The sequence below is a fragment of the Streptomyces sp. NPDC001108 genome, from assembly GCF_053598535.1.
The window spans coordinates 121506-138983 of sequence record NZ_JBSFKL010000002.1 but is presented as its reverse complement, the minus strand read 5'-3'; the positions used below and the strand labels follow the sequence as shown (position 1 = coordinate 138983).

Below are 17478 nucleotides of genomic sequence, written 5' to 3'. Positions count from 1 at the left end.
CCGCGCGTGCGACCCGGTGCCCTCCCGAACCTAGGAGAAACCCTTGAAGCGCGACATCCACCCCGAGTACGTCGAGACGCAGGTCAGCTGCACCTGCGGCGCGTCGTTCACCACCCGTAGCACCATCGAGGGCGGCACCATCCGCGCCGATGTCTGCTCCGAGTGCCACCCGTTCTACACGGGCAAGCAGAAGATCCTCGACACCGGTGGCCGTGTGGCCCGCTTCGAGGCCCGCTTCGGCAAGGCTGCTTCCGGCTCCGCCAGCAAGTAGCGAGCCACTGCGCCGGTTCCTGGCGCCCTCTCACGGGGGCGTCGGGACCGGCGTTTTTTCCGGCCGGGGGTGGACGGACCCGCCGCCGCACCCCCGCCCGGCCGGCACCACGCCGTCCGGCAGGCACGCCCGAGTGAAGGAAACAGGAGCCCGAAGATGTTCGAGGCGGTCGAGGAACTGATCGGCGAGCAGGCCGATCTGGAGAAGCAGCTCGCGGACCCCGCGGTCCACGCCGACCAGGCGAACGCGCGCAAGCTCAACAAGCGCTACGCCGAGCTGACCCCGATCGTCGCGACGTACCGCTCCTGGAAGCAGTCCGGTGACGACATCGAGACGGCCCGCGAGTTCGCCGCCGACGACCCCGACTTCGCCGCCGAGGTCAAGGAGCTGGAGAAGCAGCGCGAGGAGCTCACCGAGAAGCTCCGGCTGCTCCTGGTCCCGCGCGACCCCAGCGACGACAAGGACGTCCTCCTGGAGATCAAGGCCGGCGCGGGCGGCGACGAATCCGCCCTCTTCGCCGGCGACCTGCTGCGCATGTACCTGCGCTACGCCGAGCGGGTCGGCTGGAAGACCGAGATCATCGACTCCACCGAGTCCGAGCTGGGCGGCTACAAGGACGTCCAGGTCGCCGTGAAGACCAAGGGCGGCAACGGCGCCACCGAGCCCGGCCAGGGCGTGTGGGCCCGCCTCAAGTACGAGGGCGGGGTGCACCGCGTGCAGCGGGTGCCCTCCACCGAGTCGCAGGGCCGCATCCACACCTCCGCCGCCGGGGTCCTCGTCACGCCCGAGGCCGAGGAGGTCGACGTGGAGATCCACGCCAACGACCTCCGGATCGACGTCTACCGCTCCTCCGGCCCCGGCGGCCAGTCCGTCAACACCACGGACTCCGCCGTCCGTATCACGCACCTGCCGACCGGCGTCGTCGCCTCCTGCCAGAACGAGAAGAGCCAGCTCCAGAACAAGGAGCAGGCCATGCGCATCCTGCGGTCCAGGCTGCTCGCCGCCGCCCAGGAGGCCGCCGAGCAGGAGGCCTCCGACGTACGCCGCAGCCAGGTGCGCACCGTCGACCGGTCCGAGAAGATCCGCACGTACAACTTCCCGGAGAACCGGATCTCGGACCACCGCGTCGGCTTCAAGGCGTACAACTTGGACCAGGTGCTCGACGGCGACCTGGACGCGGTGATCCAGGCGTGCGTCGACGCCGACTCCGCCGCCAAGCTCGCCGCCGCGTGAGCAGAGCCCGCCCCGCCCGCCCGTAGACCGTACGGAGAACCGCGATGAACCTGCTGCTCGCCGAGGTGGCCCAGGCCACCCAGCGGCTGGCCGACGCCGGTGTGCCCTCGCCGCGATTCGACGCGGAGGAACTCGCCGCGTTCGTGCACGGCGTCAAGCGGGGCGAGCTGCACCGGGTGCCGGACGCGGACTTCGACGCCCGCTACTGGGAGGCGATCGCCCGCCGCGAGGCCCGCGAACCCCTCCAGCACATCACCGGCCGCGCCTTCTTCCGCTACCTGGAGCTCCAGGTGGGGCCCGGGGTCTTCGTCCCCCGCCCGGAGACCGAGTCGGTCGTCGGCTGGGCGATAGACGCGGTGCGCGCGATGGACGTGGTCGAGCCCGTCGTCGTCGACCTGTGCAGCGGCTCCGGCGCCATCGCCCTGGCCATGGCCCAGGAGGTGCCCCGCTCCAAGGTGCACGCCGTCGAGCTCTCCGACGACGCCCTCGTCTGGACCCGGAAGAACGCCGACGGCTCCCGCGTCACCGTCCACCAGGGCGACGCGTTGACCGCCCTGCCCGAGCTGGACGGCCAGGTCGACCTGGTCATCTCCAACCCCCCGTACATCCCGCTCACCGAGTGGGAGTACGTGGCGCCCGAGGCCCGCGACCACGACCCCGAGATGGCCCTGTTCTCCGGCGAGGACGGCCTCGACACCATCCGCGGCATCGAACGCACCGCGCACCGCCTGCTGCGCCCCGGCGGCCTCGTCGTCATCGAGCACGCCGACACCCAGGGCGGCCAGGTGCCGTGGATCTTCGCCGAGGAACGCGGCTGGGCCGACGCGGCCGACCACCCCGACCTGAACAACCGACCCCGGTTCGCCACGGCCCGCAAGGCCCTGCCGTGACCGGCGGCCACCCTCCGCACACCCCGTACCCGCCCCACCCGTCACACCCGTACACGTTTGAGGAGGCCGGCTGATGGCTCGGCGATACGACTGCAACGACGCGACCGACCGTACGACGGGCCTGCGCGAGGCCGCGTCGGCCGTCCGCCGCGGCGAACTGGTCGTGCTGCCCACCGACACCGTGTACGGCATCGGCGCGGACGCCTTCAGCTCCGAGGGCGTCGCCGACCTGCTCACGGCCAAGGGACGCGGCCGGAACATGCCGACCCCGGTGCTGATCGGCTCCCCGAACACCCTGCACGGGCTGGTCACCGACTTCTCCGAGCAGGCCTGGGAGCTGGTCGACGCCTTCTGGCCCGGCGCCCTCACCCTGGTCGCCAAGCACCAGCCCTCGCTCCAGTGGGACCTCGGCGACACCCGCGGCACCGTCGCCATCCGGATGCCGCTGCACCCGGTCGCCATCGAGCTGCTCACGGAGTTCGGCCCGATGGCCGTCTCCAGCGCCAACCTCACCGGCCACCCGGCCCCCGAGACCTGCGACGCCGCCCAGGAGATGCTCGGCGACTCCGTCTCCGTCTACCTGGACGGCGGGCCGACCCCCGGCATCGTCCCCTCGTCGATCGTCGACGTCACTGGCAAGGTCCCCGTGCTGCTCCGGGCCGGCGCGCTCTCCGCCGAGGAGCTCCGCAAGGTGGTACCCGACCTCGAGGTGGCCAATTGACCGCCCCTGAGGGGCGTGGCATAGCGGGGCGGCCCGACACTTTCCGCATCCTCCACGTCAGCACCGGCAACGTCTGCCGCTCACCGATCACCGAGCGGCTGACCCGGCACGCCCTGGTGGACCGCCTCGGCGATCCGCTGGGCGGCGGGCTGATCGTGGAGAGCGCGGGCACCTGGGGCCACGAGGGCGCCCCGATGGAGGCCAACGCCGAGATCGTCCTCGCCGACTTCGGCGCCGACACCACCGGCTTCGTCGGCCGGGAGCTCCTCGACGAGCACGTGATCCGCGCCGACCTGGTCCTCACCGCCACCCGCGACCACCGCGCGCAGGTGATCTCGATGGGCCACTCGGCCGGGCTGCGGACCTTCACGCTCAAGGAATTCACCCGGCTGGTCCGGGCGATAGACCCCGCCACCCTCCCCGACCCGCTCGACGAAGGCGTCGTCGAGCGGGCCCGCGCGCTGGTCCGCGCCGCCGCCGCGCTGCGCGGCTGGCTGCTGGCGCCCACCGTCGAGGCCGACGAGGTGCACGACCCGTACGGCGCCCCGATCACCTTCTTCCGGTCCATCGGCGACGAGATCAACCAGGCCCTCGACCCGGTCCTCACGGCCCTGACCGGAGTCCCCGCGCCGCACTGAGCGCGACGCCGCCCGCGCCCCCACGACGGGCGGAGGAAGCGCGGCGGGCCCATGGGGCCGACCGGCGCGCCACGACGCCGTACAGCGGGCGGGAGCGCCGTCCCCGGCCTACATTGAGAGCTGACGCCAGCGCACCCCCTCCAGGTCCGGAGCATCCCGATGCCGGTCACCACTCCCGCCGCACCGCCCTCCGGCCCCGTCCTGCCCCAGGACCCCGCCGCCCTGCTCCGGGAGGACCCGGAGATCGCCGCCGTGCTCCAGGCGGAGCTGCGCCGCCAGTCCACCACCCTCCAGCTCACCGCCGCCGAGAACTTCACCTCGCCCGCGGTCCTCGCCGCCCTGGGCTCCCCGCTCGCCAACAAGTACGCCGAGGGCTACCCGGGCGCCCGCCACCACGGCGGCTGCGAGCAGGCGGACGCCGCCGAGAACATCGCCCGCCGCCGGGCCACCGCCCTCTTCGGCGCCGAGCACGCCAACGTCCAGCCGCACTCCGGCTCCGCCGCGGTCCTCGCCGCGTACGCCGCGCTGCTGCGCCCCGGCGACACGGTCCTCGCCATGGGACTCCCGTACGGGGGGCACCTCACCCACGGTTCGCCCGCCAACTTCTCCGGCCGCTGGTTCGAGTTCGTCGGCTACGGGGTGGACCCCGAGAGCGGACTGATCGACTACGGGCAGGTCCGTGCCCTGGCCCGCGCCCACCGCCCCAAGGCGATCGTGAGCGGCTCGATCTCCTACCCCCGCCACCCCGACCACGAGCGGTTCCGGGAGATCGCCGACGAGGTGGGGGCGTATCTCATCGCCGACTCCGCGCACCCGATGGGGCTGATCGCCGGGGGAGCGGCCCCCAGCCCGGTGCCGTACGCCGACGTGGTCTGCGCGACCACCCACAAGGTGCTGCGGGGGCCGCGCGGCGGGATGCTGCTGTGCGGCGCCGAGCTGGCGGAGCGGATCGACCGGGCGGTCTTCCCGTTCACGCAGGGCGGCGCCCAGATGCACAGCGTCGCGGCCAAGGCCGTCGCGTTCGGGGAGGCGGCGGCCCCGGCGTTCGCCGCGTACGCCCATCGGGTGGTCGCGCACGCCCGGGTGCTGGCGGCCGGCCTGGAGGCGGAGGGCTTCGAGGTCACCACGGGCGGCACGGACACCCATCTGATCGTCGCGGACCCGGCCCCGCTGGGCGTCGACGCCGCCACCGCGCGGGCCCGGCTGGCGGCGGCCGGGGTGGTGCTGGACACCTGCGCGCTGCCGTACGGGGACGCCCGGGGCATTCGGCTCGGCACGGCGGCCGTGACCACCCAGGGCCTGGACGGGGCCGACATGGCCCGGCTGGCGGTGCTCCTGGGGCAGGCGGTGCGGGAGGACGCCGATGTCCGTGCCGAGGTCCGGGCACTGGCCGTGAACCATCCGCCCTACCCGGGGTGACGCGAAAGGGCCGCGTGGGAGGTTCCCGAAGCCCGGAACCGGCCGTCCCGCGCCCGGTGTCCTCGGTCACGGGGCCCGTCCAGCGCGACCGTCCGGTGGCTCCGGACGGTTTATGGTGTGGGCTGAGATGGCCAGGCAAATTCTGTGGGGCAGCCCGTGCGTGATTACCTGCTGACGCTCTGCGTCACGGCCGCGGTGACGTATCTGCTGACCGGTCCGGTGCGCAAGTTCGCCATCGCGATCGGGGCGATGCCCGCGATCCGTGCGCGCGACGTCCACCGGGAACCGACCCCGCGGCTCGGCGGCATCGCCATGTTCGGCGGGCTCTGCGCCGGGCTGATCGTCGCGGCGCACCTCCACAACCTCGAATGGGTCTTCCAGCTCTCCACCGAACCGCGGGCGCTGCTCTCCGGGGCCGCGCTGATCTGGCTGATCGGGGTGCTCGACGACAAGTTCGAGATCGACGCCCTGATCAAGCTCGGCGGCCAGATGATCGCCGCCGCGGTCATGGTCCTCCAGGGGCTGACGATCCTGTGGCTCCCGATCCCGGGTGTGGGCACGGTCGCGCTCACCCAGTGGCAGGGCACGCTGCTCACGGTCGCGCTGGTCGTCATCACGATCAACGCGGTCAACTTCGTCGACGGCCTCGACGGGCTCGCGGCGGGCATGGTGTGCATCGCCGCCGCGGCGTTCTTCCTGTACACGTACCGGCTCTGGTACGGGCACATGATCGAGGCGGCGGCCCCGGCGACACTCTTCGCGGTGATCCTGATGGGCATGTGCCTGGGCTTCCTGCCGCACAACATGCATCCGGCCCGGATCTTCATGGGGGACTCGGGCTCGATGCTGATCGGCCTGGTGCTGGCGGCCGGGGCGATCTCCGTCACCGGCCGGGTCGACCCGGACACACTGAAGATCTTCGCGGGCAGTGAGCGCGAGGCGACCCACGCGATGCTGCCGGTCTTCATCCCGCTGCTGCTGCCGCTCACGATCATCGCGATCCCGGCCGCGGACCTGGTGCTGGCGATCGTGCGGCGCACCTGGAACGGCCAGTCGCCGTTCGCGGCGGACCGGGGCCATCTGCACCACCGGCTGCTGGAGATCGGCCATTCGCACAGCAGGTCGGTGCTGATCATGTACTTCTGGTCGGCCCTGATCGCCTTCGGCGCGGTCGGCTACTCGGTGCACTCGACGTCGTTGTGGATCGTGCTGGTCATCATGGGGATGAGCACGATCGGTCTCGTCCTGCTGCTGATGCCGCGCTTCACCCCGCGGGCCCCGTACTGGGCGGAACGCTTCGTACCGCCCCGCTACCGCCACCGTCGCGCCGAAAGAGGAACCTCCGGAACGGAACCCCCGGCGGCCGCCGGGGAGGGCCCTGAGGGGCCGGCGGAGCGGACGGGGCACGAGGGGCGTGCGGAGTCCGTGGAGCCGGAGCGCACCCCGGTCGTGGTGGGAGTTTCGGGCGTCAACGGAGCGACCGCCATCGGCCCCCGTTCGCGTCTTTCGGACAGAAACACGGCTGAAAGCGCGCGCTGATATTCAGGGCATCGCGGGGCAATAGCAGACAGCTTGCTTAGTTGCCTTGCTCACATGCGCAGCTTCACTCTCACGTGTGACAGTAAGCACACCTTTCGAGTAAAGACCTCATCAAATAGTTTGTGATACCGTTCACGAAGCCCGGTGACGGGGCCGAAGGACTTGAGTAGCAACGGTTCCTCGGCCTGAATCCAACGACCGGTCCCGGGCCTACGCTCGTCCATGACGACACACTGCCCACCCCCTGCAAGCGGAGCTGCCGCCATGCCGTCCAACGACGCCCGGACTCTCCTCCAAGTCGCCGTACCCACCGCTGCCGCCGGCGCTGTCGCCGTCGCGGTCAGTGCCGGGATCGCGGGCGGCAAGGGAGCCCTGGGCGCGCTCGTGGCGACGGTCGTGGTGATCCTCTTCATGGGGATCGGGCTGATCGTCCTGCAACGGACCGCGAGGTCCCTGCCTCACCTCTTCCAGGCGATGGGGCTGATGCTTTACACGGCTCAGCTTCTCCTGCTGTTCATCTTCGTCGCCGCATTCAAGAACACGACGCTGTTCAACCCGAAGGCATTCGCGATCACGCTGGTGGCGATGACCCTCGTGTGGATCGGCGCGCAGACGCGTGCACACATGAAGGCCAAGATCCTTTACGTCGAGCCCGAGTCCGGCAAGGCGGAAAAGCCCAAGAACACGGGCACGAAGTCGTGAAGGGTAGGGGCGGGATAAGAGCGGGTTCAAGACCCTGCTATCGTCCGGTTCCAACTGCGGCATTGCGGGCGCGGGCATGTGAGCTGACGCCTGCTCGATCGCGAGGCTCAATGCCTGACTGCCGCTCACACATCCGTAACACCAGTCCAGTGCCGAACCGCGGCTGCGCGCCGCGCCGACACAACGAGGTTGCCGTACCTATGCGCCACGCTGAAGGAGCCCGCGGTGAGTGCTGACCCGACACAGGTGCTCGCCTTCGAGACCGATTGCCACATCTTCGATGGTTGTGGTTTCCCGGCACCCGGCTTGCACTCGTTCCTGTTCGAGCCCCTGTGGGGCGACGCGGACAGCAACCTGTACTTCAACAAGCCGATGCTGCTGGCCCTGCTCGGCTCGATCGTCATCGTCGGCTTCTTCTGGGCGGCCTTCCGCAAGCCCAAGGTCGTTCCCGGCAAGCTGCAGATGGTCGCGGAGACGGGATACGACTTCATCCGCCGCGGCATCGTCTACGAGACGATCGGCAAGCGCGAGGGCGAGAAGTACGTCCCACTCGTGGTTTCGCTGTTCTTCTTCGTCTGGATGATGAACCTCTGGGCGATCATTCCGGTCGCCCAGTTCCCGGTGACGTCGATCATCGCCTACCCCGTGGGGCTGGCGCTGATCGTCTACATCGTGTGGGTCAGCCTGACGTTCAAGCGTCACGGCTTCGTCGGTGCCTTCAAGAACTTCACCGGCTTCGACAAGTCTCTGGGCCCGGTCGCCTACCTCGCCGGGGCCATCGAGCTCTTCTCGAACCTGCTGGTCCGGCCCTTCACCCACGCGGTGCGACTCTTCGCGAACATGTTCGCCGGTCACACTCTGCTGCTGCTCTTCACGATCGCCAGCTGGTACCTGCTCAACGGTGTCGGCATCGCCTACGCGGGCGTCTCCTTCGTGATGACGATCGTGATGACCGCCTTCGAGCTCTTCGTCCAGGCGCTTCAGGCGTACGTGTTCGTACTCCTGACCTGCACCTACATCCAGGGCGCGCTCGCCGAGCACCACTGAGCCCCTCGCGCTCGGTCCCTTAAACGTCCGGTGGCCAACCCCCACCGGTTCTTGAAAGAGAAGGAAGAACTGGCATGTCCCAGACCCTTGCCGCTGTCACCGGCGACCTGAAGGCTCTCGGCTCCATCGGTTACGGCCTCGCCGCCATCGGCCCCGGCGTCGGCGTCGGCATCATCTTCGGTAACGGCACCCAGGCGCTGGCCCGTCAGCCCGAGGCCGCCGGTCTCATCCGCGCCAACCAGATCCTCGGCTTCGCCTTCTGTGAGGCGCTCGCCCTCATCGGTCTGGTCATGCCGTTCGTCTACGGCTCCTGATCCACGGATCACAGACCAGCCCACTAGACGAAAGGCAATGACGTGAGCCAGTTGCTTACGATCGCGGCCGAGACGGAAAACCCGCTCATCCCGCCGATCCCCGAGCTCGTCATCGGCCTCATCGCCTTCCTCATCGTCTTCGGCTTCCTCGCCAAGAAGCTCCTCCCGAACATCAACAAGGTTCTGGAAGAGCGCCGCGAGGCCATCGAAGGCGGTATCGAAAAGGCCGATGCGGCCCAGACCGAGGCCCAGAGCGTGCTTGAGCAGTACAAGGCTCAGCTCGCCGAGGCCCGTCACGAGGCCGCGCGCCTGCGCCAGGAGGCGCAGGAGCAGGGTGCCGTGATCCTGCAGGAGATGCGGGCCGAGGGCCAGCGGCAGCGCGAGGAGATCATCGCTGCCGGTCACGCCCAGATCGAGGCCGACCGCAAGGCCGCGGCCTCCGCGCTGCGTCAGGACGTGGGCAAGCTCGCCACCGACCTGGCCGGCAAGCTCGTCGGCGAGTCCCTGGAGGACTACGCCCGGCAGAGCGGCACCGTCGACCGTTTCCTCGACGAGCTCGAGGCGAAGGCCGAGGCTGTCCGATGAACGGAGCGAGCCGCGAGGCACTGGCTGCCGCACGTGAGTCCCTCGACGCGCTGACCGACAACACGTCGGTCGACGCGGCGAAGCTCGCCGAGGAGCTGGCCGCCGTGACGGCGCTGCTCCACCGCGAGGTCTCCCTGCGACGGGTCCTGACCGACCCGTCGCAGCCCGGCGAGGCCCGGGCGGAGCTGGCCGGACGGCTGCTGCGTGGTCAGGTGGGCGGCGAGACCGTCGACCTGGTCTCCGGCATGGTCCGCTCCCGCTGGTCGCAGTCGCGCGACCTGGTCGACGCGGTCGAGGAGCTGGCGAACACCGCCGACCTCACCGCCGCCCAGCGCAGCGGGGACCTCGACGACGTCGAGGACGAACTGTTCCGGTTCGGCCGGATCGTCACCTCCGACAAGGCACTGCGCGCCGCGCTGACCGACCGGTCGGCCTCCGCCCCCGCCAAGAGCCAGCTGCTGCACAGCCTGCTCGACGGCAAGGCCAGGGCCGCCACCGTGCGCGTCGTCACGCGGCTCGTCACCCAGCCGCGCGGACGTAGCCTGGAAGAGGGACTGGAGTCCCTTTCCAAGCTCGCCGCGGAGCGTCGGGAGCGCATGGTCGCGGTCGTGACCTCGGCAGTGCCGCTGAGCGATCAGCAGAAGCAGCGCCTCGGCGCGGCGCTGGCGAAGATCTACGGTCGCCCGATGCACCTGAACCTCGACGTGGACCCCACGGTCCTCGGCGGGATCTCGGTGCGGGTCGGCGACGAGGTCATCAACGGCACCATCGCGGACCGCCTCGACGAGGCGTCCCGTCGCATGGCCGGCTGACCGACGCCGCGCAGCAACAGAACAGAGCAAGACCAGCGGCCCGGTTGGGCCGTGCAGAAACTGCAGAAGATTCCTGGGGGTCGGCCCCCAGACCCCCTTAAGAAACTTCGGGCCCAACAAGGAGAGCAGGGAACCCAGATGGCGGAGCTCACGATCCGGCCGGAGGAGATCCGGGACGCGCTGGAGAACTTTGTCCAGTCGTACAAGCCGGACGCGGCCTCGCGCGAGGAGGTCGGTACGGTCAGCGTTGCCGGCGACGGCATCGCGAAGGTCGAGGGTCTTCCCTCGGCCATGGCGAACGAGCTGCTGAAGTTCGAGGACGGCACCCTCGGTCTCGCCCTCAACCTCGAGGAGCGCGAGATCGGTGCGATCGTCCTCGGCGAGTTCAGCGGTATCGAGGAGGGCCAGCCGGTGCAGCGCACCGGTGAGGTGCTCTCCGTCGGCGTCGGCGAGGGCTACCTCGGCCGCGTCGTCGACCCGCTCGGCAACCCGATCGACGGTCTCGGCGAGATCGCGACCGACAGCCGTCGCGCCCTTGAGCTGCAGGCCCCTGGCGTCATGGTCCGCAAGTCGGTGCACGAGCCGATGCAGACCGGCTACAAGGCCGTCGACGCCATGGTGCCGATCGGCCGCGGCCAGCGTCAGCTGATCATTGGTGACCGTCAGACGGGTAAGACCGCTCTGGCCGTCGACACAATCATCAACCAGCGCGACAACTGGCGCTCCGGCGACGTGAACAAGCAGGTCCGCTGCATCTACGTCGCCATCGGTCAGAAGGGCTCCACCATCGCCTCCGTGCGCGGTGCCCTCGAAGAGGCCGGCGCGCTGGAGTACACGACCATCGTCGCCGCCCCGGCGTCCGACCCGGCCGGCTTCAAGTACCTGGCGCCGTACACCGGTTCGGCCATCGGCCAGCACTGGATGTACCAGGGCAAGCACGTCCTGATCATCTTCGACGACCTCTCGAAGCAGGCCGACGCCTACCGCGCCGTGTCGCTTCTGCTGCGCCGTCCGCCGGGCCGTGAGGCCTACCCGGGCGACGTCTTCTACCTGCACTCGCGTCTGCTGGAGCGCTGCGCCAAGCTCTCCGACGACATGGGCGCCGGTTCGATGACGGGTCTCCCGATCGTCGAGACGAAGGCCAACGACGTGTCGGCGTTCATCCCGACCAACGTCATCTCCATCACCGACGGCCAGTGCTTCCTGGAGTCCGACCTGTTCAACGCCGGCCAGCGCCCGGCCCTGAACGTCGGTATCTCGGTCTCCCGCGTCGGTGGTTCCGCCCAGCACAAGGCGATGCGCCAGGTCTCCGGCCGTCTCCGTGTCGACCTCGCCCAGTACCGCGAGCTGGAGGCGTTCGCCGCCTTCGGTTCCGACCTGGACGCGGCCTCGAAGGCGTCGCTGGAGCGCGGTAAGCGCATGGTCGAGCTGCTGAAGCAGCCGCAGTACGCGCCGTTCCCGGTCGAGGAGCAGGTCGTCTCCATCTGGGCCGGCACCAACGGCAAGATGGACGACGTCCCGGTCCAGGACATCCGCCGCTTCGAGACGGAGCTGCTCGAGTTCCTGCGCCGCGAGCGCAAGGACCTCCTGACCAGCATCCGCGAGGGCGCCAAGATGTCCGACGACACGCTGCAGGCGATCGCCGACGCCGTCGCCACCTTCAAGCAGCAGTTCGAGACCTCGGACGGCAAGCTGCTGGGCGAGGGCTGATCGATGGGCGCTCAGCTTCGCGTTTACAAGCGCCGCATTCGCTCCGTCTCCGCCACGAAGAAGATCACCAAGGCGATGGAGATGATCGCCGCCTCGCGCATCGTCAAGGCGCAGCGCCAGGTGGCGGCATCCACGCCGTACGCGACCGAGCTCACCCGTGCGGTGACCGCGGTGGCGACCGGCTCCACCACCAAGCACCCGCTGACGACCGAGGCCGACGCCCCGACCCGGGCCGCGATCCTGCTCATCACGAGCGACCGCGGTCTGGCCGGCGGTTACTCCTCCAACGCCATCAAGGCCGCGGAGCGACTGACCGAGCGCCTCCAGGGCGAGGGCAAGGAGGTCGTCACCTACGTGATCGGCCGCAAGGGCGTCGCCTACTACGGCTTCCGCGAGCGCAAGATCGCGGACTCGTGGACCGGCTTCACCGACAGCCCGACGTACGCGGACGCCAAGCGCGCCGCTGCGCCGCTGATCGAGGCGGTCACCCAGGAGACCGCCGAGGGCGGTGTCGACGAGCTGCACATCGTCTTCACGGAGTTCGTGTCGATGATGACGCAGAGCCCGGTCGACGACCGGATGCTGCCGCTCAGTCTCGGTGCGGCGAAGGACGAGGACGGCAAGGGAGAGATCCTGCCGCTGTTCGAGTTCGAGCCGTCGGCGGAGGACGTCCTCGACGCCCTGCTGCCGCGGTACGTCGAGAGCCGGATCTACAACGCGCTGCTGCAGGCCGCTGCTTCCGAGCACGCCGCCCGCCGCCGCGCGATGAAGTCCGCCACCGACAACGCCGGTGAGCTCATCAAGACGCTCTCCCGGCTTGCCAACGCGGCCCGCCAGGCCGAAATCACCCAGGAAATCAGCGAGATCGTCGGTGGTGCCAGTGCGCTGGCCGACGCGACCGCGGGGAGTGACAAGTAATGACGACGACAGTTGAGACGGCCGTTGCCACGGGCCGCGTCGCCCGGGTCATCGGCCCGGTCGTCGACGTGGAGTTCCCCGTCGACGCGATGCCGGACATCTACAACGCGCTGACCGTCCAGGTGGCCGACCCGGCCGAGGACGGCAAGCTCAAGACGCTGACCCTGGAAGTCGCCCAGCACCTCGGCGACGGCATGGTCCGCGCGATCTCGATGCAGCCGACCGACGGCCTGGTCCGCCAGGCCCCGGTGACCGACACGGGCGAGGGCATCACCGTCCCCGTCGGTGACATCACCAAGGGCAAGGTGTTCAACACCCTCGGCGAGATCCTCAACAAGCCGGAGGCCAACGCCGAGGTCACCGAGCGCTGGGCGATCCACCGCAAGGCGCCCAACTTCGACCAGCTCGAGTCCAAGACCGAGATGTTCGAGACCGGCGTCAAGGTCATCGACCTTCTCACCCCGTACGTCAAGGGTGGAAAGATCGGTCTGTTCGGTGGTGCCGGTGTCGGCAAGACCGTTCTGATCCAGGAAATGATCTACCGCGTGGCCAACAACCACGACGGTGTGTCGGTGTTCGCCGGTGTCGGCGAGCGCACCCGTGAGGGCAACGACCTCATCGAGGAAATGGCCGACTCGGGCGTCATCGACAAGACCGCGCTGGTCTTCGGCCAGATGGACGAGCCGCCGGGGACGCGTCTTCGGGTCGCGCTCGCCGGTCTGACCATGGCGGAGTACTTCCGCGATGTTCAGAAGCAGGACGTGCTCTTCTTCATCGACAACATCTTCCGGTACACCCAGGCCGGCTCCGAGGTGTCCACCCTGCTCGGCCGTATGCCGTCCGCGGTGGGTTACCAGCCGAACCTGGCCGACGAGATGGGTCTGCTGCAGGAGCGCATCACGTCGACCCGCGGTCACTCGATCACCTCGATGCAGGCGATCTACGTCCCCGCGGACGACCTGACCGACCCGGCCCCGGCCACCACCTTCGCCCACCTCGACGCGACGACGGTTCTCTCCCGTCCGATCTCCGAGAAGGGCATCTACCCGGCCGTGGACCCGCTGGACTCCACGTCCCGCATCCTGGACCCGCGCTACATCGCGCAGGACCACTACGACGCCGCCATGCGCGTCAAGGGGATCCTCCAGAAGTACAAGGACCTCCAGGACATCATCGCCATCCTCGGTATGGACGAGCTCGGCGAGGAGGACAAGCTGGTCGTCCAGCGTGCCCGCCGTGTCGAGCGCTTCCTGTCGCAGAACACCCACGTCGCCAAGCAGTTCACCGGCGTGGACGGTTCGGACGTGCCGCTGGACGAGTCGATCGCCGCGTTCAACGCGATCTGCGACGGTGAGTACGACCACTTCCCCGAGCAGGCGTTCTTCATGTGCGGTGGCATCGAGGACCTGAAGGCCAACGCCAAGGAGCTCGGCGTCTCCTGAGCCCTGGCTCACCGAGGGGGGCGGGGCACGTCCCGTCCCCCTCACCACGCCCCTTAGAATTGACCCAACACCCGGCGGAACGGCCGGGTGGTGACCCGAGGAGCCACCCTTGGCTGCTGAGCTGCACGTCGAGCTGGTCGCCGCGGACCGCAGTGTCTGGTCCGGCGAGGCCACCCTGGTCGTCGCGCGCACCACGTCCGGCGACATCGGCGTCATGCCCGGTCACCAGCCGCTTCTGGGTGTGCTGGAGTCGGGCCCGGTGACCATCCGTACGAGCGACGGCGGCACGGTCGTCGCCGCCGTGCACGGCGGATTCATCTCGTTCGCGGACGACAAGCTCTCGCTGCTCGCGGAGATCGCCGAGCTTGCGGACGAGATCGATGTCCAGCGCGCCGAGCGTGCGCTGGAGCGTGCGAAGTCGGACACGGACGCCGCTTCCGAGCGACGCGCCGAAGTGCGACTGCGCGCGGTGGCGGCGCGCTAGCGCACCGCGACGACGTAGCTTTACCCTCAGCCGCGGCCCGTGCTGGAGAACCCCTCCAGACCGGGCCGCGGCTGAGGCGATGCAGGTGCGGTTTGTTGCAGGTCCGGCGGTATTCGTAACTCGACGACGCGAGGAGGTCGGTGCAGATGATCCTCGCGCTGTGGGTGGGCGGTCTGGTCGTCGCCCTGGTTCTGGTGGGGCTGTTCGTCTTCGGCCTGCGCCGGCGGCTGATCCAGCGCTCCGGCGGCACCTTCGACTGCAGTGTGCGGTGGAACGTTCCGGAGGAGCCCGATCTCTCCGGCAAGGGCTGGGTGTACGGCGTCGCCCGGTACAGCGGGGACCGGATCGACTGGTTCCGGGTCTTCTCTTACGCGCCCCGCCCGCGCCGGGTCCTGGAGCGCGCCTCGATCGAGGTGGTCGCCCGGCGGCTGCCCGAGGGCGAGGAGGAGCTGGCGCTCCTGTCCGACGCGGTGGTGCTCGGCTGTCTCCATGAGGAGACCCGCCTGGAGCTGGCCATGAGCGAGGACGCGCTGACCGGTTTCCTGGCCTGGCTGGAGGCGGCGCCGCCCGGCCAGCGGGTGAACGTGGCCTGAGCGCCGCGGGCGGCCGTCACCGGGCCGCCGTACAGATGGAGAAGCCGGGGAGACAGGGGGCGGACCTGTCTCCCCGGCTGCTTTGCGGGGTGGTGCGATGCGGTGTGCCGGTGGGGGGCGGCCGGGACCGCGTAGGGGCTACTTCAGGCCGCTGTTGATGGCGCTGACGAGTTCGCCGTTGGCGGTGTCACCGCTGAACTCCCAGAAGAACGCGCCACCGAGGCCCTGGCTCTTCGCCCAGGTCATCTTGGAGGTGATGGTGGCGGGGGTGTCGTAGCTCCACCAGTTGGTGCCGCAGTGGGCGTAGGCGGTGCCGGCGACGGTGCCGGTGGTCGGGCAGCTGGTCTTGAGGACCTTGTAGTCCTCGATGCCGGCCTCGTAGGTGCCCGGGGCGGCGCCGGTGGCGGTGCCGCCGGGCGCGTCCTGGGTGACGCCGGTCCAGCCGCGGCCGTAGAAGCCGATGCCGAGGAGCAGCTTGGAGGCGGGGACGCCCTGGGTCTTCAGCTTGGCGATGGCGTCGGCGGAGTTGAAGCCGGCCTGCGGGATGCCGTTGTACGAGGTGAGCGGGGAGTGCGGGGCGGTCGGGCCCTTCGCGTCCCAGGCACCGAAGAAGTCGTACGTCATCACGTTGTACCAGTTCAGGGACTGGGCGGCGCCGGCGTAGTCGGTGAGGTCGATCTTGCCGCCCTGGGAGCCGTCGGCCGTGATGGCGGCGGTGACCAGGTAGTCCTTGCCGAACTTGGTCCGCAGGGCAGAGGTGAGGCCCTTCAGCGCGGCGGGGCCGCTGGTGTCGCAGGTGAGGCCGCAGGCGTTGGGGTACTCCCAGTCGATGTCGATGCCGTCGAAGACATCGGCCCAGCGCGGGTCCTCGACCAGGCTGTAGCAGGAGTCGGCGAACGCGGCCGGGTTCTTCGCGGCGTCACCGAAGCCGCCGGACCAGGTCCAGCCGCCGAAGGACCACAGGATCTTGATGTGCGGGTACTTCGCCTTCAGCTTGCGGAGCTGGTTGAAGTTGCCGCGCAGCGGCTGGTCCCAGGTGTCGGCCACGCCGTCGACCGACTGGTCGGCGGTGTACGCCTTGTCGTAGTCGGCGTACGAGTCACCGATCGTGCACTTGCCGCCCTGGACGTTGCCGAAGGCGTAGTTGATGTGCGTGATCTTCGCGGCGGAACCGGAGGTGTCCAGGTTCTTGACGTGGTAGTTGCGTCCGTAGACGCCCCAGTTGGTGAAGTAGCCGAGGTTCACCTTGCCGCCGGTGCCCGGGTCGGGGTTGCCCCCGCCGCCGGTGGTGCGCACCTTGACCGCGCCGCTGACCGGTCCGGTCTGGCCGGCGGTGTCGCGGGCCTGCACGGTGTACGAGTAGTCGGTCCCGGCCTTCAGACCGGAGTCCGTGTACGTCGTGCCGGTGACCGTCGAGACGACCGCGCCGTCCCGCAGGACGTCGTAGTTCTTGATGCCGTTGTCGTCGGTCGCGGCGGTCCAGCTCAGCTTGACCGAGGTGTCGGTGATACCGCTGGCCGTGGGGGTGCCGGGGGCCGAGGGGGCGTTGTCGCCGGGGACGCTGCCGCCGTCGCAGGAGGCGCCGTTCAGCTTGCAGCCGGTGGGGGCGCCGGTGCCGGTGCCGTTGAAGCCGAAGCTGACGGAGGCGCCGGGGGCGACCGATCCGTTCCAGCCGAGGTTCTTGGCGGTCCAGTGGGTTCCGGAGCTGGTGACGGTGGCGTCCCAGGCGGAGCCGACCGCGGTGCCGGAGGGGAAGTCCCACTCGATGGTCCAGGAGGAGAGCGCGGTGGTGCCGGTGTTCTTCACCGTCCACTGGCCCTCGAAGCCGTTGCCCCAGTCGGACTTCTTGACGTACGAGGCGGTCGCCGAGGACGCGGCCTCGGCGGGGGCGGCCAGGCCGACCATGGCGGCCAGCGGGAGCAGGAGCGCGGTGAGGCCCGCGACCGCTCGGGTTTTCGTGGCTCTTCCGGTCCCGAGTCTGAATCGGGTCCGGCGTAGGGGGTTTTCAGTGCTCAACGGTGCTCCTCGGGTGAGTCCGGACAAACGGGGGTGGTCCGTGAACTGCAAACCCTGCGCCGCCCAGAGCGCACCTTGTCATGGCGTGCTCACCGCAGTGTGTCCGGTGAGATTAGGAAGGTCTGGACCAATCGTCAAGAGGTC

18 protein-coding genes are annotated in these 17478 nt (G+C 69.6%); 17 read left to right on the top strand and 1 reads right to left on the bottom strand.

Annotation, left to right across the window (positions count from 1 at the left end; translation table 11 throughout):
- The first annotated feature begins 43 nt into the window (after window positions 1-43).
- The 17 genes from rpmE to ACWC97_RS05380 all read left to right on the top strand — a co-directional run bounded on the left by rpmE (window position 44) and on the right by ACWC97_RS05380 (window position 15318).
- On the top strand, window positions 44-271 hold the full coding sequence (gene rpmE, locus ACWC97_RS05460; protein ID WP_352277171.1) for a 50S ribosomal protein L31: 228 nt from the start codon (window positions 44-46) through the stop codon (window positions 269-271).
- Window positions 272-427: 156 nt separating this feature from the next.
- The gene (gene prfA / locus ACWC97_RS05455) at window positions 428-1504 is read left to right on the top strand and encodes a peptide chain release factor 1 (RefSeq protein WP_385215090.1); all 1077 of its coding nucleotides are present in this window, start codon (window positions 428-430) and stop codon (window positions 1502-1504) included.
- Between the two features lie 44 nt (window positions 1505-1548).
- Window positions 1549-2394, top strand: coding sequence for a peptide chain release factor N(5)-glutamine methyltransferase (prmC, locus tag ACWC97_RS05450; RefSeq protein WP_352277174.1), 846 nt, complete (start codon window positions 1549-1551; stop codon window positions 2392-2394).
- Between the two features lie 73 nt (window positions 2395-2467).
- Window positions 2468-3115: an L-threonylcarbamoyladenylate synthase gene (locus tag ACWC97_RS05445; protein WP_352277176.1), complete on the top strand. Its 648-nt coding sequence runs from the start codon at window positions 2468-2470 to the stop codon at window positions 3113-3115.
- Entirely contained in the window at window positions 3112-3753 is a 642-nt protein-coding gene (locus tag ACWC97_RS05440; protein WP_352277178.1) for an arsenate reductase/protein-tyrosine-phosphatase family protein, read from the top strand. The genes ACWC97_RS05445 and ACWC97_RS05440 overlap by 4 nt, the downstream gene beginning before the upstream one ends.
- 159 nt (window positions 3754-3912) lie before the next feature.
- Window positions 3913-5172, top strand: a complete 1260-nt coding sequence (locus tag ACWC97_RS05435) for a serine hydroxymethyltransferase (RefSeq protein ID WP_450647593.1) — start codon at window positions 3913-3915, stop codon at window positions 5170-5172.
- Between the two features lie 144 nt (window positions 5173-5316).
- Window positions 5317-6711: an MraY family glycosyltransferase gene (locus ACWC97_RS05430; protein WP_450647592.1), complete on the top strand. Its 1395-nt coding sequence runs from the start codon at window positions 5317-5319 to the stop codon at window positions 6709-6711.
- Window positions 6712-6975: 264 nt separating this feature from the next.
- Entirely contained in the window at window positions 6976-7413 is a 438-nt protein-coding gene (locus ACWC97_RS05425) for a hypothetical protein (protein WP_352277183.1), read from the top strand.
- A gap of 225 nt (window positions 7414-7638) precedes the next feature.
- Window positions 7639-8460, top strand: a complete 822-nt coding sequence (atpB, locus tag ACWC97_RS05420; RefSeq protein WP_352277185.1) for a F0F1 ATP synthase subunit A — start codon at window positions 7639-7641, stop codon at window positions 8458-8460.
- 74 nt (window positions 8461-8534) lie between these two features.
- Window positions 8535-8774, top strand: a complete 240-nt coding sequence (locus tag ACWC97_RS05415) for an ATP synthase subunit c family protein (protein ID WP_005311859.1) — start codon at window positions 8535-8537, stop codon at window positions 8772-8774.
- A gap of 42 nt (window positions 8775-8816) precedes the next feature.
- Window positions 8817-9359, top strand: a complete 543-nt coding sequence (locus tag ACWC97_RS05410; RefSeq protein ID WP_352277187.1) for a F0F1 ATP synthase subunit B — start codon at window positions 8817-8819, stop codon at window positions 9357-9359.
- Window positions 9356-10171: a F0F1 ATP synthase subunit delta gene (locus ACWC97_RS05405; RefSeq protein ID WP_450647589.1), complete on the top strand. Its 816-nt coding sequence runs from the start codon at window positions 9356-9358 to the stop codon at window positions 10169-10171. The genes ACWC97_RS05410 and ACWC97_RS05405 overlap by 4 nt, the downstream gene beginning before the upstream one ends.
- 138 nt (window positions 10172-10309) lie before the next feature.
- Window positions 10310-11881, top strand: a complete 1572-nt coding sequence (gene atpA / locus ACWC97_RS05400) for a F0F1 ATP synthase subunit alpha (protein WP_352277191.1) — start codon at window positions 10310-10312, stop codon at window positions 11879-11881.
- A 3-nt stretch (window positions 11882-11884) separates the two neighbouring features.
- On the top strand, window positions 11885-12799 hold the full coding sequence (locus ACWC97_RS05395) for a F0F1 ATP synthase subunit gamma (RefSeq protein ID WP_352277193.1): 915 nt from the start codon (window positions 11885-11887) through the stop codon (window positions 12797-12799).
- Window positions 12799-14241, top strand: coding sequence for a F0F1 ATP synthase subunit beta (gene atpD, locus ACWC97_RS05390; protein ID WP_352277194.1), 1443 nt, complete (start codon window positions 12799-12801; stop codon window positions 14239-14241). The genes ACWC97_RS05395 and atpD overlap by 1 nt, the downstream gene beginning before the upstream one ends.
- Before the next feature lie 109 nt (window positions 14242-14350).
- The gene (locus ACWC97_RS05385; RefSeq protein WP_352277195.1) at window positions 14351-14725 is read left to right on the top strand and encodes a F0F1 ATP synthase subunit epsilon; all 375 of its coding nucleotides are present in this window, start codon (window positions 14351-14353) and stop codon (window positions 14723-14725) included.
- Window positions 14726-14871: 146 nt separating this feature from the next.
- Window positions 14872-15318, top strand: coding sequence for a DUF2550 domain-containing protein (locus ACWC97_RS05380; protein WP_352277196.1), 447 nt, complete (start codon window positions 14872-14874; stop codon window positions 15316-15318).
- Window positions 15319-15456: 138 nt separating this feature from the next.
- Here ACWC97_RS05380 and ACWC97_RS05375 read toward each other — a convergent pair whose 3' ends face one another.
- The gene (locus ACWC97_RS05375) at window positions 15457-17334 is read right to left on the bottom strand and encodes a glycoside hydrolase family 18 chitinase (protein WP_352277198.1); all 1878 of its coding nucleotides are present in this window, start codon (window positions 17332-17334) and stop codon (window positions 15457-15459) included.
- Window positions 17335-17478 lie beyond the last annotated feature (144 nt).

Bases quoted from the DNA above. Each gene is read 5' to 3' on its own strand.
- atpA (WP_352277191.1), top strand. From the start codon at position 10,310: ATGGCGGAGCTCACGATCCGGCCGGAGGAGATCCGGGACGCGCTGGAG.
- ACWC97_RS05415 (WP_005311859.1), top strand. From the start codon at position 8,535: ATGTCCCAGACCCTTGCCGCTGTCACCGGCGACCTGAAGGCTCTCGGC.
- atpD (WP_352277194.1), top strand. From the start codon at position 12,799: ATGACGACGACAGTTGAGACGGCCGTTGCCACGGGCCGCGTCGCCCGG.
- prmC (WP_352277174.1), top strand. From the start codon at position 1,549: ATGAACCTGCTGCTCGCCGAGGTGGCCCAGGCCACCCAGCGGCTGGCC.
- ACWC97_RS05380 (WP_352277196.1), top strand. From the start codon at position 14,872: ATGATCCTCGCGCTGTGGGTGGGCGGTCTGGTCGTCGCCCTGGTTCTG.
- prfA (WP_385215090.1), top strand. From the start codon at position 428: ATGTTCGAGGCGGTCGAGGAACTGATCGGCGAGCAGGCCGATCTGGAG.
- ACWC97_RS05445 (WP_352277176.1), top strand. From the start codon at position 2,468: ATGGCTCGGCGATACGACTGCAACGACGCGACCGACCGTACGACGGGC.
- ACWC97_RS05435 (WP_450647593.1), top strand. From the start codon at position 3,913: ATGCCGGTCACCACTCCCGCCGCACCGCCCTCCGGCCCCGTCCTGCCC.
- ACWC97_RS05395 (WP_352277193.1), top strand. From the start codon at position 11,885: ATGGGCGCTCAGCTTCGCGTTTACAAGCGCCGCATTCGCTCCGTCTCC.
- ACWC97_RS05425 (WP_352277183.1), top strand. From the start codon at position 6,976: ATGCCGTCCAACGACGCCCGGACTCTCCTCCAAGTCGCCGTACCCACC.
- ACWC97_RS05405 (WP_450647589.1), top strand. From the start codon at position 9,356: ATGAACGGAGCGAGCCGCGAGGCACTGGCTGCCGCACGTGAGTCCCTC.